Origin of the sequence: Xanthomonas sp. BRIP62418, assembly GCF_003993495.1 — a bacterium.
GTDB classification, from domain to species: Bacteria; Pseudomonadota; Gammaproteobacteria; order Xanthomonadales; family Xanthomonadaceae; genus Xanthomonas; species Xanthomonas euroxanthea.
In genome coordinates this window covers 93,344-107,615 of record NZ_QEZG01000045.1, presented here as the reverse complement: position 1 = coordinate 107,615, position 14,272 = coordinate 93,344, and the positions used below count along the sequence as shown (strand labels likewise).

Genomic DNA, 14,272 nt, shown 5'->3' with positions numbered 1-14,272 from the left:
ACGGAGCGAGAGTACGCATGGCGATCGACGATCTGCTGGACGAACACGAACAAGGCGAACGCGTTCGTTCCTGGTTGAGAAAGAATGGCGCAGGGCTGATTGGCGGCGTCGTACTGGGCCTGGCCCTGATCCTGGGCTGGCAGTGGTGGCAGAAGCACACCGCCACTCAATCGGTGGAAGCCAATACCCGTTACGAGGCGGTGGTGAAGTCCATCCAGGGCAAGGACCTGGACAAGGCGGCCAAGGACATCGTGGCGCTTGATGACGGCAAGGGTGGAATCTACGCCGAGCTGGCTGCATTGCGTCTGGCCAAGGCCCAGGTGGATGCCGGCAAGCATGCCGAGGCGATCAAGACCTTGCGCGACGTGCCCGCCGAAGGCGAGCTCAAGCAGATCGTGCAGCAGCGCCTGGCGCGCGTGCTGACCGAAAGTGGCAAGCCGGACGAAGCGATCACGCTGCTGGCCGATGCGCAGGATCACACCAGCCTAGAGATCCGCGCCGATGCGCTGGTGGTGCAGGGCAAGCCGGATCAAGCACGTGCGCTCTACGCCAAGGCCCTGACCACGGTGGACGTGGCCTCGCCGCAGCGCCGTTTGCTGGAAACCAAGCTGATGGATGTGGGCGGCAAGGTGCCCGATCCGGCGGAGCCGATTTGATGAAGCAGGTTGATATGTACAAGCGCATTGCATTGATCGCCCTGATGGGCGTGTCGCTGGCCGGTTGCAGCACCGTCAAGGGCTGGTTTGCCGGGAAGGACGCTGCCGCCAAGAAGGCGCAGGAACCTGCCGAGCTGGTCAAGTTCGAGCCGTCGGTCAAGGTCGACAAGATCTGGTCTACCGGCGTGGGCAAGGGCGAAGGCCATATCGGCGTGCGCCAGCGTCCGGCGGTGGCCGATGGCAAGGTGTACGCCTCGGCGATCACCGGGGGCGTGCAGGCACTGGACCTGCAGACTGGCAAGCGCGTGTGGGAATACAAGCCCAAGAAGGAAGAGCGCAACGATCGCAAGTTCAAGCAGCGCCTGTCCGGCGGCCCCGGCGTCGGCGAAGGCCTGGTGGTGATCGGCACGCTGTCTGGCGACGTGATTGCGTTGAACCAGGCCGATGGCACCGAAAAGTGGCGTGCCAAGGTGCCGAACGAAGTCATCGCTGCACCGGCCATTGCACAGAACCTGGTGTTGGTGCGCAGCAACGATGGTCGCGTCACTGCCTTCGACGCAGCCACCGGCGAGCGTCGCTGGTTCCATGCCGAAGAAGGCCCGACCCTGTCGGTGCGCGGCAATGCACCGATCGTGACCGGCCCGGGTGTGCTGTTCGTCGGTAACGATAGCGGCACCTTGAGCGCGCTGGCGTTGCAGGACGGCCGCCCGTTGTGGGAACAGGCAATTGGTGTGCCGGAAGGCCGCACCGAGCTGGAGCGCATGTCCGATGTGGACGGCGCGCCGGTGCTCGACGGCACCACGCTGTATGCGACCAGCTTCAAGAACGAGACTCTCGCACTGGAAGGCCCGAGCGGTCGTCCGCTGTGGACGCGCGATCACGGCGGTGCCGGTGGCGTCGGCGTGTCGTCCGCGGTGGTGGTCGTGTCCGACAACGCCGGCTCGGTGTGGGGCCTGGACAAGAGCAGCGGTGCGGCGATGTGGTCGCAGGCCGCGCTGGCGCGTCGCTCCCTGACCGGTGTGGCCATCCAGGGCGATTACGCCGTGGTCGGCGATTACAAAGGCTATCTGCACTGGCTGAAACTCAGCGACGGTGCACTGGCCGCGCGCGCGCGCGCTGGACGCGACACGCTGCTGGCGCAGCCGATCGTCGTGGATGGCATTCTGTTGGTACAAAACACCGATGGCGATATCACCGCCTTCCGGTTGGCACAATAAGGACTTCGCGATGCTGCCCCTGGTCGCCCTGGTCGGACGGCCCAATGTCGGCAAGTCCACCATCTTCAATGCGCTGACGCGCACCCGTGACGCGCTGGTCCACGACCAGCCCGGCGTCACCCGCGACCGTAACTACGGGGTCTGTCGTCTCGACGAGGAACGCCCGTTCATCGTCGTCGATACCGGCGGTATCGCCGGCGATGAGGAAGGCCTGGCCGGCGCCACCGCGCGGCAGGCCCGCGCCGCTGCCGGCGAAGCCGATCTGGTGCTGTTCGTGGTCGACGGCCGCGAAGGCGCCTCCTCGCTGGATGACGAGATCCTGGCCTGGCTGCGCAAGCTGGCGCGGCCGACCGTGCTGGTCATTAACAAGATCGACGGCACCGACGAGGAGACCGTGCGCTCGGAATTCGCGCGCTACGGCTTCTCCGACGTGGTGGCGCTGTCTGCCGCCCATCGGCAGGGCATCGACGAGTTGCTCGAGGAAGTCGGCGCACGCCTGCCCGAGGAAGGTGCCGGCGAGTTGCTGGATACCGACCCGGCACGTGTACGCATCGCCTTTGTCGGCCGCCCGAACGTGGGCAAGTCGACGCTGGTCAATCGCCTGCTCGGCGAAGAACGCATGATTGCCTCGGAAGTGCCGGGCACCACGCGCGATTCGATCGCCGTGGACATGGACCGCGACGGGCGCCAGTACCGCTTGATCGATACGGCCGGCCTGCGTCGCCGCGGCAAGGTCGAGGAAGCGGTGGAGAAATTCAGCGCGTTCAAGACGCTGCAGGCGATCGAGCAATGCCAGGTCGCGGTGCTGATGCTGGATGCCGGCGAAGGCGTCACCGACCAGGACGCGACCATCCTGGGGGCGATCCTTGATGCCGGTCGTGCCCTGGTGGTGGCGATCAACAAATGGGACGGGCAGAGCGACTACCAGCGTGCGCAGGCCGAAGACCTGCTGTCGCGCAAGCTGGGCTTCGTCAGCTGGGCCGAGGCGGTGCGGATTTCCGCGCTGCACGGCTCGGGCATGCGCGAGTTGTTCCAGGCGATCCATCGCGCACACGCGTCGGCCACGCACGAGTTCAGCACCAGCGAAGTCAACCAGGCGCTGGAAATCGCCTACGAGACCAATCCGCCGCCGAGCATCCGTGGTCACGTCTCCAAGCTGCGTTACGTGCATCCGGGTGGCGCAAATCCGCCGACCTTCATCGTGCATGGCACGCGCCTGAAGGTGCTGCCGGAGTCCTACAAGCGCTATCTGGAAAACTTTTTCCGCAAGCGCTTCAAGCTGGTCGGCACCCCGGTACGTTTCATCTTCCGCGAAGGTGCCAATCCGTACGAGGGCAAGAAGAACACGCTCACCGAACGGCAGGTGGCGCGCAAAAGACGGTTGATGAAGCACGTCAAGGGCAAGTAAGCAGGGCACTTAGGGCATGTGCGGGTGCCGGCAGGGCGGCAGGCACCAGCCACGCCTGGCGCGCGATCGTCAGCTGGAGTGAGTGCCGGACCCTTTCTTGCCATGGCGATGCGGCGCGTACCACACCGGGGTAGCGGCATTGACCTGCTTGCGGCACCTGCACGCGCGGTGCCGGGCGCTCCGGTCCGTCGTGTCGCACTGGTATCCTGCGTGCCATGACCGACTATCCTTCCCGCATTCCCTATGCGCAGGCATTGCAGATCCTGCAGGCCGTTGCGGCCAACAACCGTCCGCCTGACGAAAACATCGCCACCTCGCGTGCCGATGGGCGCATCTGCGCTGCCGATCTGATCGCGCCGCTTGCATTGCCGCCCTTCGCCAACAGTGCGATGGATGGCTTTGCGTTGCGGCATGCCGATGTCGCTGCTGGCGATGCGTCATTGCAACTGGTCGGTGAACAATTCGCCGGCGAGCGCTGGACCGGCACGCTGAGCGCGGGCCAGTGCCTGCGCATCACCACCGGTGCGCCGCTGCCCGATGGCGCCGATACCGTGATCCCGAAGGAAGATGCGCAGGAGCGCGATGGCGTGGTGCGCTTCCGCACGGCGCCTGCCTTGGGTGCGGCGGTACGCCAGGCTGGTAGCGACGTGCGCGCGGGCGACCTGGTGATACAGAGCGGGCAGGTGTTGACGCCAGCCCGGATCGGACTGGCGGCTGCGCTGGGCCTGTCGCGACTTGCAGTGGCGCCGCGGCCGACCATTGCGGTGCTGGCCACCGGCGATGAGCTGGTGGAGCCGGGCATGCCATTGGGGCCGGGACAGATCTACAACAGCAACCGCGACATGCTGATGGCGCAGCTGCGGGCACTGGGCTATGCGCCGACCGCATGGCCGACCCTGCCCGACGATCCACAGCGTATCCGCACGATGCTGGAAGATGCGGCTGCGGCCTTCGACGTGGTGATCACCTGTGGCGGCGTCTCGGCGGGAGAGAAGGATCATCTGCCGCAACTGATCGGCGAACTGGGCCGCATCCACTTCTGGCGCGTGCGCATGCGCCCGGGCATGCCGGCGGTGCTGGGCCAGATCGGCCGCTGCCTGGTGCTGGGCCTGCCAGGCAACCCGGTCTCGGTGCTGGCGACGTTGATCGCCTACGGCGTGCCATTGCTGGATGGCCTGCAGGGACGTAGCGAGCCGCGTCCGTCCTGGCATGCGGCGCTGGCAAGCCCGTGGGAAAAACGCCACGAGCGCCTGGAGTTCCTGCGCGGGCGCCTGGAGTGCGGCGAAGACGGACGTCTGAGCGCGTTGCCGCACCGCGGCGATGCATCGCATCTGTTACGTGGCGCGGCCGACAGCAATGCCCTGATCGTATTGCCGGAACAGGCGCGGCGCTTCGAGGCGGGCGAGATCGTGCGGGTGATTCCCTACGCGCTGTGATCCCTTGGTGAACCAGGCGCCGCCAGCAGGAAATACCGTGCCTGACGCCAGCGGGCGCGGCCGCTGCACGATGCGGCAGGTGCCCCGGTTTCTGGTCCATGCCGTTGCTTTCGTGTCATTCGCACGCATCCGCCAACGGTGCGTCACATGGTGTCGGCGACGCTGAGGGAGCGACGACACGCAGCGGAAGACATCGCCTGTCTACCCAGCAAGCCGGCGCGCGGGGATCGGCGGCAACCAACGCCGCCGATGTCCGTTCGGTCGCCGCCCTCAGCCGATTGCGCTGCCGCAGAACGCGGCGTAATCGGCATAACCGGCGAATGCGACGCCAGGTGCGCAGACCGGGCACTGCGGATCGGGCGGCAGGCGGATCTCGCGGAACCGCATCGCCAGCGCATCGAAGCTGAGCAAGCGTCCGGTGAGTGTGTCGCCGATACCGAGCAGCAGCTTGATCGCCTCGGTGGCCTGCAGCAGGCCGATCACGCCGGGCAGCACGCCCAGCACGCCGGCTTCGGCGCAGCTGGGCGCGAATTCGGCTGGCGGTGGCTCGGGAAACAGGCAGCGATAGCACGGTGCCTGGCCGCGCTTGCGGCCGGCATCGAACACGCTCAGTTGCCCTTCGAACTGCTGTACCGCGCCGTAGACCAGCGGCTTGCCGAGTTTGACGCAGGCGTCGTTGAGCAAATAACGCGCAGGAAAATTATCGGCTCCGTCGACCACGACATCCACGTCCTCGAGCAAGGCGTCGACATTGTCGGCAGTCACGCGCGCCTGCCGCGCTTGGACCTGCACGCGTGGATTGAGCGCGGCAATGCGCTGCGCGGCCGAGCTGACCTTGGCAATGCCGACGCTGTCCTCGACATGCAGGATCTGGCGTTGCAGATTGCTGCGGTCCACGACATCGTCATCGACGATCCGCAGCTGGCCGACGCCGGCGGCGGCGAGATAGAACGCCGCAGGCGAGCCGAGCCCGCCTGCACCGACGAGCAACACGCGCGAACGCGCCAGGCGCTGCTGTCCTTCAAGACCGACCTGCGGCAGGCGCAGATGGCGCGAATACCGCTCGAGAAAATCCTGCTCGTCGGGCGGCAGGGTCGGGCGCACCAGGGGGAGGCCGGCGCTCGTCCATGCGGTGGTGCCACCGAGCACCGAAGACACTTGCGTATAGCCCTTCGCGCGCAGGATCTCCGCCGTGTGTGCCGAGCGCTTGCCACTCTGGCAGATCAGCACGATCTCGCGCGCCTGCTCCGACAGGTGCTGTGCGGGTGCGGTTTCCAGATCGCGTTGCGCAATGGCCAACGCGCCTTCGGCCTGGCCGCCGGCACGCTCGTGCAGCTGCCGGATATCGACCAGCAAGGCACCTTGCAGGGCGCGCAGGCGGGCGTTTGCAGGGGAGATGTCGTGGCTGCTCATGGCGCCATTGTCGCGCAAACGCAGGGCATGCGATGCACGGGATTGCCATGTTGGCATCAGGCTCACCAGCACGGCGGTAGCGTGGTCGTACAAGGAGACCCTCAATGACACCTGATATCGACGCGCAACTGAAACAACTTGCCGATGCATTGCCTGATATGCGTCGCCAGCATCCGGACGACTTCTGGGATGTCTTCCACGCACGTGCAGAGAAGATCACCGCTGCCGCGGGCTCGCAGGAGCAGGCGGCGCAAATCGTCAAGCGGATCGACGACATCCTGGCGGCCAATCAGCTTGGACCTGCGGATCCCGGCGCCTGAGCCCCGCGGTCCTCGATGTGTGGGCGCTGCGGTGAGCTAGGTTGGCCTACGCTCGATCCGCGCATCTCCAGCATCGACCGGCAGCAAGCCGGCGCGGCATAGTTGTAGCGCCGGCTTGCCCGCAGCGGTGCCTGCACCGGTTCAGCCTGGCGGTCGCCGTATCGGCATGCAATTACTGCCGGCACAGCGTCAGGCCGCCACGCGGAACCGATGGAGACTCGAGCCTGCGGCGCGTGTGCGTCCTGCGTTCGATTGCAACGCGGGTGTCGGGCTGCCGAGGATTGCAAGCAGTCTGACGATCCGAGCTATACGCGATCGCCACGGGATTCATTGGCGCACCGCACTGCAGCCGACGACGCCGTAGAAAAACTTCGTGACCTTCGCTTGATGTGAAGTGCGGTGCGGTGCAGCAAGGTTTTTTCTCCGATCGTCGACACCGGTTCGACGATCGGGTCACGCGAGGAGGTCCAGCATGGAGGCACATCCTCTAGCGTGGAGATTCTCATGAAAGCACGTCACCCGATGTTTGCAGCGCTGGCCCTGTGTTTGAGCGTCACCGTCGCTGCGCATGCGCATGCGCAGACTGCAACGCAGGCCGACATGCCGGCCGCCCCCCAGCAACAGGCGGCCAACAGCATGCCGAGCGCGAAGGAGCGCGAGGCGCTGGGCACCTTGAGCGCCATCAATACCAGCGAAATCAACGCGGCCAATCTCGCGTTGCAGCAGCAGGTGCAAGGCGGCGTGCGCGACTATGCGATGCAGATGGTCAAGGAGCACACCGAGAACAATCAGAAGCTGGCCAAATGGTCGCCGGACGTGTCTGCTGCCAGTGCCAAGGCGCAGATGAGCAAGGGCAAGACCGAACTGGCGACGCTGCAGAAGCTCGACGCCAAGGCATTCGAGGCCGCCTACGTCACGGCGATGGTCAAGGACCACACCGATGCATTGTCAGCGCTGGACAAGCAGCTGATTCCCGCTGCCAAAACGCCGCAGGTGCTGACGCATCTGCAGACCACGCGTAGCCATGTCGCCGACCATCTGGCGGCAGCCAAGGCCCTGCAGGCCGGCATGAGAGGTGCTGGACGCTGAGGTCTGTGCGCATTGCCGGCAAGTGACTGACCGCCCGGTTGCTGCTGCAACGGGCGGTCAAGGTTTCGAGTGTGTCGGTCAAGACCGGCGGCACAGGCTGATCGTCTGCTAGGCGTGGGCACCTATGCCAGCACGCGATGGAGCTTCACTCCGCTTGAGCATCTGCTTAATGCCAGGCCGGCAATGCTGTTCCATTACGCTCATCTGGCCGTTCGCCCATGCCCGCCACCACCCGCAAGATCGCGACCTTCAACGTCAATGGCATCACTAGCCGGCTGCCGCATTTGCTGGAATGGTTGCAGCGCGAGCAACCGGACATCGTCGGCTTGCAGGAACTGAAAGCCACGCAGGATGCCTTTCCGGAACAGGCGATCCGTGATGCCGGGTACGGCGTGATCTGGCAGGGCGAGAAGTCGTGGAATGGCGTGGCATTGCTGGCGCGCGGCGCCGATCCGGTGGAAATCCGTCGGGGGTTGCCGTGGGGTCCTGGCGATACGCAGAGCCGTTATCTCGAAGCGGCAATTCACGGGGTCGTGGTGGCCTGCCTGTATCTACCCAACGGCAATCCGCAGCCCGGGCCGAAGTTCGACTACAAGCTGGCATGGTTTCAACGCCTGATCCGGCATGCCAGGACGCTGGTGGACCTGCCACACCCGGTCGCACTGATCGGCGACTTCAACGTGGTGCCGACCGATGCCGACATCTATGATCCCAAAGGCTGGCGCAAGGATGCATTGCTGCAGCCGGAGAGCCGCCAGGCGTACCGGGCCCTGCTCGACCAGGGCTGGACCGACAGCCTGCTTGCCGTCCACGGCCAGACGCCGATCTATACCTTCTGGGACTATTTTCGCCAGCATTTTGCGCGTGATCGCGGCTTGCGCATCGATCACTTGCTGCTCAATCGCACCCTGGCGCCCGGACTGCAGGACGCCGGCGTGGACAAGTGGGTCCGTGCACTGGAAAAAGCCAGCGATCACGCGCCGACATGGATCAGCGTGCGTGTGCCGGACGTGGTAGCCGGGCCGGCACCGCAGGCCAAGGCTGTGTCCAAGCCGCGTAGACGGCCCGTCGCAAAGGCAGCTGCGGTGCGCAAGCCGACGGCGAAGACGGCGCCCAAGACCGGGACGAAGAAGACGCCAACGCCGCCCGCCACCAGCACGTCAACCGCACCCGCCAAGCCGCGCAAGCGGGCGAAGAAACGCGCTGAATAATGCGGCAGGCTTAGCCGGTCCCGCTTGCATGGCGACGCTCCATCCGACGCTGCTTGATCCGGTGCAGCACATGCCCGGTGAGGGCGGTCAGCAGGATCAGTACGTTGCTGACGATAAACACTGCATTGCCGACCAGGTAGCTGTAGAGGATGAACAGCACCGAGGCGCTGATCTGGCCGATGAACAGCCAGCGCGACACGCCGTGCGCTGCGTCCGAGCGCCATTGCTTGTAGATCTGGCGGATCAAGGTGGCAATCAGGATGGTACTGGCGAGCCAGCCCACAAGGTCGACGGGTTGCATGCGGAACGGCTACCGTGGGGAACGGCGTGCAATAGTGCGAGGTGCCATGTGGGCATGGCGTTCTAGCGGCTTCAAGCGACGCGCGCCATCGGCCAGACAGGCTTGTGCGTGCAGCAGGACGCAGCGATGCCGCAACCGCCATGCCTGTACCGGCCGCGCCGGGGGCCGGTATCCTAGCCAGGTCATCCATCGCTCGACCGTGCCTTGCTCATGATCAGCTACGCCGACGCACTTGCGATTGTCCACCAGCAGATCGCCGTGCTTGCCGGCGAGTGGGTGGACAGTGCCGATGCCGAGGGACGGGTGCTTGCGCAGGCCTTGTCGAGTCCGGCCGAGCTGCCGGTGTTCGACAACAGTGCGATGGATGGATTTGCGTTGTCCACCGCCGGCCGCGGTGCAACCGCCGGCAGCGAACACGTCATCGGCGGCAGCGTTGCCGCAGGTGAAGATGCCGGTGGCATCGCGGCTGCCCACGCTTGGGAAATCATGACCGGTGCCGGCTTGCCTGCGGGTGCCGATGCAGTGGTGCCGATCGAGCAGGTGGACGTGCTGGCGCATGATGGCCCACGGCCCAGCCGCATCCGTCTGCGCACCGATCTTCACGCCGGCCAGCACATTCGGCGACGCGGAGAAGATGTGGCTTTGCACGATCGCGTGATCGCGGCCGGCACCGTGCTGCGCGCCGCCCACCTGATGCTGTTGGCCGCGCTGGGGTGTGCGCGTGTGCAGGTGGTGCGGCGTCCGCGTGTGGCCCTGATTGCGACCGGCCGCGAACTGGTCGGCGATCCGGCGCAGCTGCTGCAGCCTGGTCAGATCCGCGATGGCACCAGCAGCTATCTGCTCAGCCAGCTGCGTGCAGCCGGTGCCGAAGTCGTGTGGCATGGACAGGTGGGCGATGACGCTGCCGGCTTCGATCCGGCGCTTGCGCAGGCGCGCAATGCGGGCGCCGATGTGATTCTGAGCACGGGCGCGGTGTCGCGCGGTCGCTACGATTTCGTGCCGGATGCCTTGGCACGGCATGGCGCGGCGGTGCTGTTCCACAAGGTTGCGGTGCGGCCGGGCAAGCCGGTGTTGCTGGCGCGCTTCGAGGACGGCGTGCTGTATGTCGGCCTGCCGGGCAATCCAATGGCCAGCGCCGCCGGGCTGCGTTTTTTCGTCGAGCCGGCGTTGCGCGGCTTGCTTGGCATGCCGGCCGAGCGCGGCTTGCAGGTTGCGCTGGAAACGCCGATGCAGGCACGGCCACTCTGGCGGCAGCACCTGCGCGCACGCTTGACCTGCAGCGCTGCCGGCGTGCTCTGCGTGCAGATCCTGCCGCAGCAGGAGTCGTTCCGCGTGGCGCCGTTGCTGCAGGCCAATGTCTGGGCAGTGCTGGAACCGCAGGACGCGGGCGCCGCGCCCGCGACGACGGCGCAGGTGTTCGGGCTGGGCCATCTGCAGCCGGCCGCACCGGCGCTTGTGCCATGAGCGTGCGCCGGCACGTGGCGCGATGTGGTGCCGGCGGGCAGGCGGCATGAGCGCCACGCCTGCCTGGACGGGTGTGGTGCTGGCCGGTGGCCGGTCCTCGCGGATGGGGCAGGACAAGGCGCTGCTGCAGTGGCACGGCCGTCCATTGCTGGAGCACATGCAGGCCTTGCTGCGTGATGCCGGCGCGCGCGATGTGGTGATCAGCGGCGATCGCCCGGGCTATGCCGGGATTGCCGACGTGCAGCCGGACCTGGGGCCGCTTGGCGGCCTGGCCAGCGTCATCGATCGGCTGGCCGATGCAGTGACGCTGGTGGTGGTCCCGGTCGACATGCCACTGCTGTCCAGGGCATTGCTGGAGCGGCTGCTGGCCCCGCCACATCAGCGCTGCGTTGCCTTCGAAGACCAGATGTTGCCGATGCGGCTGTACCTGGATGCCGCTGTGCGTGAGGCACTCGCTGCGCTGATGGCCGGCGCCGGGCCGTCACGCTCGCTGCGCGCCCTGCAGACCGCATTGCAGTGCCATCGCGTGGCTGTCACCGCCAGCGAACGCGCCGCGTTCGTCAATTGCAATACGCCCGAGCAGTGGAGTCAGCTCATCCATGAAAATCCAGATTGAAGGTCAGCAGCTGCGCTTTCGCATCGACGAAGCCGAATTGGCCGAGTTGCTTGCCGGGCGTAGTGTTGAGAATCTGAGCCGCTTGCCGAGCGGGCAGGGCGCGCGACTGGTGCGCCACAGCGTGAGCCTGACCGGCGGTCACGCAGCCTGCAACTGCGCCACCGACCATTGGCAGTTGTCGGTGCCGCGCGATGTGCTGGAAGACCATGCACGGCAATTGCCCAGCCGCGAGGGACTGCGCTTCAGCTTCGACGCCGGTGCTGGCCACGCCGAACAGACGGCGTTGCAGGTGACCTTCGATATCGATGTGCGCGACAGTGCGCGCAAGCGCTTTCCGAAAACCTGAGGCGGTGGCTACACGCGCACACCGCTCATGCGTCGGCTTCGAGCCGCGCAGCAATGCCGGGCACCCGCTCGCACGCCAGGCCACGCGCCTGCAGCGCGGCATCGATTGCGGCAGCATCGGTATCGCTGTAACCGACGCCGCTGCGCAACGCGACCACGTGCAGGCCTTCGGTGGCCAGTTCCAGCAATAGATCGTGTTGTGTAGCGGCATCGTGCGGCAAGCCGCGGCGTGAGGCATCGCGCCTTGCCAGTTCCAGCACTGCCTCGGGGATGTCGTCGCCGATCAGCAGGACGTCGGCCAGATTCATCGCGCGCAGCGCCTTGAGGGTGAGCAGGCCGGGATCGCCCGGGCCGGTGCCGACCAGTTGCACGCTGCCACGCGCCGGCACCGCGCCGGCGTCGTCCAGTGCGGCGATGAAGGCGCTTTCGGCCGCGTCGTCGTTGCCGGCCTGCAGCAGCAGCGGCACGTTGCCGTCGATGACGCGGTCGAACCAGCGCCGGCGCCGATTCATGTCGGGGAACTGGCTGCGGATGCGCTCGCGGTGACGCGCAAACAGGCCGGCGAAGCGACCGACCGAGACATCCAGTTCGCGCTCGAGCCGTTCGCGCAGGCGGCGTGCCAGCATCGGTGCGGCACCGGCGGAGGAAATGGCGATGACCAGCGGATCGCGGTCCACGATGGCCGGCACCTGATAGGTCGACAGCTCCGCATCGTCCACCACGTTGACCAGGCGCTGACGCGCACCGGCGGCAGCGGCGACACGTTGATTCAACTCCCCATCATCGGTGGCGGCGACCACCAGCCATACGTCATCGATCCAGGCGGGATCGAACTGGCCGCCCAACTGTTCGAAACGGCCGGCCTGCATCAGCTCTGCCAGTTCGGGCGAGAGCGCATGCGCGTACAGGCGGATGTGCGCACCGGCCTTGAGCAGCGCCAGTACCTTGCGCGTGGCGACTTCGCCACCGCCGATGACCAGCACGGCGCGCGCCTGCAGGTTTGCGAACAACGGGAACAACGGCATCAGACGTACTCCGAAAGGATGGCTCGCATCGACGGCATGTTGCATGGCACCATCAGGCCACGTCCACGCCTCGCTGCCGCCAATGCGTGTCCTGCTGGTCAACGATACCGAAAAGCCGATCGGCGAACTGCGTCAGGCATTGACGCGCGCCGGCTACACGGTGCTCGACGATGTGGCATCGGTCGGTGCCTTGCTGCATGCGGTACAGAGCCAGCAGCCGGACGTGGTGGTGATCGATGTCGACTCGCCCTCGCGCGACACCCTGGAGCAACTGTCGATGCTGCATGCCCACGCGCCGCGCCCGGTGGTGATGTTTTCCGGCGATGGCGACGATGCCTTGATCCATGCGGCCGTCGGCGCTGGCGTCACTGCCTATGTGGTCGATGGCCTGGCGCCGGCGCGGTTGGCGCCGATCGTGCAGGTGGCGCTTGCGCGGTTTGCGCAGGAAAGCAGCATGCGCAAGCGCCTGGACGATGTGCAGCAGGCGCTGCAGGACCGCAAGCTGATCGATCGCGCCAAGGGCCTGTTGATGGAAAAACGCGGCCTGAGCGAGGCCGACGCCTACGCGGCGCTGCGCCAGCAGGCGATGAAGCAGGGCGTCAAACTGGCCGAAGTGGCGCGACGCATCGTGGCCATGGCCGAGTTGCTGGGATGACCACATGAGCCAAGCCGACCTCCCCGTACTGCGCGTGGCCTACATGCCGCTGATCGATTGCGCGCCCTTGGTGGCGGCGCAACGACTGGGCCTGGATCACGTGCATGGGCTGCAGTTGCATTTGCAACGGCAGGCGTCCTGGGCCGGCGTACGCGACCGTCTGCTGGCGGGCGAGGTCGATGCAGCGCACACCCTGGCCAGCCTGGTCTATGCGATCGACCTGGGCATTGCCGGGCCGCAGTGCCCGATGGCGCTGTTGCTGACGCTCAACCACAACGGCCAGGCGATCACGCTGGCACCTGCGCTCGCACAGGCCTTGGCCGACGGGCAGACCTTGCCACAGGCGCTGGCCAGCCTGGGTCGCCGCGCCGTGTTCGCGCAGACCTTCCCCACCGGCACGCATGCGTTGTGGCTGTACTACTGGCTGGCCGCACGCGGCGTGGACCCGATGCGCGAAGTGGAGGTGCTCAGCATCCCGCCGCCGCAGATGCCGGACGCCTTGGCCAGTGGCCTGGTCGATGGCTATTGCTCCGGTGAGCCATGGGCGGCGGTTGCGCAGGCGCAGGGCAGTGGTCGACGGGTGATCCGCAGTGGCGAGCTGTGGGCCGGCCATCCGGAAAAAGTGCTGGCCTGCCGGCGTGAATTCGCCGCGCTGCAACCCGAGTTGACCGAACGCCTGACCGCCTGCGTGCTGGAGGCCTGCCGCTGGCTGGATGCGGACCCGGCCAATCGCGCGCAATGTGCGCAGTGGCTGGCCGAGCCGCAGCATATCGGTGTGTCGGCTGCGCATCTGGCGGCCTGCCTCGACGCCGATGCCGATGCCGATGCCGATGCGAAGGCATCTGCGAACGATGGGACGGCGCTGGCCTTTCACCGCGATGGCGCGGTCAACATGCCTTGGCTATCGGACGGCGAGTGGTTCCTGACCCAGTTTCAACGCTGGGGCTGGCATGACATCCAGGAAGACGACATCGCGCGGCTGCGCGACATCCATCGACTGGACAATTATCGGCGCGCGGCCGCACGCATCGGCGTGGCCGTGCCGGAGGGCGATCACCGCAGCAATCGGTTGTTCGATTCGCGCTGAGCGTGGCTGACAAGAGGGTCGTGCGGCCA

At 66.5% G+C, this 14,272-nt stretch carries 15 protein-coding genes; 12 read left to right on the top strand and 3 right to left on the bottom strand.

What is annotated here, in order from left to right; translation table 11 throughout:
- The first annotated feature begins 17 nt into the window (after positions 1-17).
- The 4 genes from EO174_RS16420 (at position 18) to glp (ending at position 4,717) form a co-directional block, all read left to right on the top strand.
- Positions 18-656: a tetratricopeptide repeat protein gene (locus EO174_RS16420; RefSeq protein ID WP_104582652.1), complete on the top strand. Its 639-nt coding sequence runs from the start codon at positions 18-20 to the stop codon at positions 654-656.
- The gene (gene bamB, locus EO174_RS16415; protein ID WP_164740240.1) at positions 656-1,873 is read left to right on the top strand and encodes an outer membrane protein assembly factor BamB; all 1,218 of its coding nucleotides are present in this window, start codon (positions 656-658) and stop codon (positions 1,871-1,873) included. The genes EO174_RS16420 and bamB overlap by 1 nt, the downstream gene beginning before the upstream one ends.
- A 10-nt stretch (positions 1,874-1,883) precedes the next feature.
- Positions 1,884-3,281, top strand: a complete 1,398-nt coding sequence (gene der / locus EO174_RS16410) for a ribosome biogenesis GTPase Der (RefSeq protein ID WP_016904421.1) — start codon at positions 1,884-1,886, stop codon at positions 3,279-3,281.
- Between the two features lie 215 nt (positions 3,282-3,496).
- Complete coding sequence (gene glp, locus EO174_RS16405; RefSeq protein ID WP_126945954.1) at positions 3,497-4,717, top strand: gephyrin-like molybdotransferase Glp; 1,221 nt, start codon at positions 3,497-3,499, stop codon at positions 4,715-4,717.
- A gap of 270 nt (positions 4,718-4,987) precedes the next feature.
- Here the strand turns inward: glp and moeB are convergent, their stop codons facing one another.
- Positions 4,988-6,130, bottom strand: a complete 1,143-nt coding sequence (gene moeB, locus EO174_RS16400; protein ID WP_126945951.1) for a molybdopterin-synthase adenylyltransferase MoeB — start codon at positions 6,128-6,130, stop codon at positions 4,988-4,990.
- A 104-nt stretch (positions 6,131-6,234) separates the two neighbouring features.
- Between moeB and EO174_RS16395 the strand changes: the two genes are divergently transcribed.
- The 3 genes from EO174_RS16395 (at position 6,235) to xth (ending at position 8,750) form a co-directional block, all read left to right on the top strand.
- Positions 6,235-6,450 (top strand): hypothetical protein, encoded by a 216-nt coding sequence (locus EO174_RS16395; RefSeq protein ID WP_104582649.1) that lies wholly within the window; start codon positions 6,235-6,237, stop codon positions 6,448-6,450.
- 504 nt (positions 6,451-6,954) lie between these two features.
- Positions 6,955-7,539: a DUF4142 domain-containing protein gene (locus EO174_RS16390; protein WP_126945948.1), complete on the top strand. Its 585-nt coding sequence runs from the start codon at positions 6,955-6,957 to the stop codon at positions 7,537-7,539.
- 218 nt (positions 7,540-7,757) lie between these two features.
- Positions 7,758-8,750: an exodeoxyribonuclease III gene (gene xth, locus EO174_RS16385; RefSeq protein WP_126945945.1), complete on the top strand. Its 993-nt coding sequence runs from the start codon at positions 7,758-7,760 to the stop codon at positions 8,748-8,750.
- A gap of 10 nt (positions 8,751-8,760) precedes the next feature.
- Here xth and EO174_RS16380 read toward each other — a convergent pair whose 3' ends face one another.
- Positions 8,761-9,051, bottom strand: a complete 291-nt coding sequence (locus EO174_RS16380; protein ID WP_115677146.1) for a hypothetical protein — start codon at positions 9,049-9,051, stop codon at positions 8,761-8,763.
- A gap of 210 nt (positions 9,052-9,261) precedes the next feature.
- Between EO174_RS16380 and EO174_RS16375 the strand changes: the two genes are divergently transcribed.
- Genes EO174_RS16375 through EO174_RS16365 form a run of 3 tightly spaced genes read left to right on the top strand, consistent with a single transcriptional unit; the run spans position 9,262 to position 11,477 of the window.
- A complete protein-coding gene (locus EO174_RS16375; protein ID WP_126945942.1) occupies positions 9,262-10,515 on the top strand; it encodes a molybdopterin molybdotransferase MoeA in 1,254 nt (417 codons plus the stop codon).
- A gap of 46 nt (positions 10,516-10,561) precedes the next feature.
- On the top strand, positions 10,562-11,131 hold the full coding sequence (locus EO174_RS16370; RefSeq protein WP_115677144.1) for a molybdenum cofactor guanylyltransferase: 570 nt from the start codon (positions 10,562-10,564) through the stop codon (positions 11,129-11,131).
- Positions 11,115-11,477, top strand: a complete 363-nt coding sequence (locus tag EO174_RS16365; protein WP_126945939.1) for a hypothetical protein — start codon at positions 11,115-11,117, stop codon at positions 11,475-11,477. The genes EO174_RS16370 and EO174_RS16365 overlap by 17 nt, the downstream gene beginning before the upstream one ends.
- Before the next feature lie 25 nt (positions 11,478-11,502).
- Here the strand turns inward: EO174_RS16365 and EO174_RS16360 are convergent, their stop codons facing one another.
- Positions 11,503-12,501 carry an NAD(P)-dependent oxidoreductase gene (locus EO174_RS16360; protein WP_126945936.1) on the bottom strand — a complete coding sequence of 333 codons (999 nt, stop codon included), beginning with the start codon at positions 12,499-12,501 and terminating at the stop codon, positions 11,503-11,505.
- 82 nt (positions 12,502-12,583) lie between these two features.
- On the opposite strand from EO174_RS16360, the gene EO174_RS16355 reads away from it, so the two are divergent.
- Both EO174_RS16355 and EO174_RS16350 read left to right on the top strand, forming a co-directional pair.
- Positions 12,584-13,156: an ANTAR domain-containing protein gene (locus EO174_RS16355; RefSeq protein WP_024940396.1), complete on the top strand. Its 573-nt coding sequence runs from the start codon at positions 12,584-12,586 to the stop codon at positions 13,154-13,156.
- A gap of 4 nt (positions 13,157-13,160) precedes the next feature.
- Complete coding sequence (locus EO174_RS16350) at positions 13,161-14,243, top strand: CmpA/NrtA family ABC transporter substrate-binding protein (protein WP_126945933.1); 1,083 nt, start codon at positions 13,161-13,163, stop codon at positions 14,241-14,243.
- Positions 14,244-14,272: the final 29 nt, after the last annotated feature.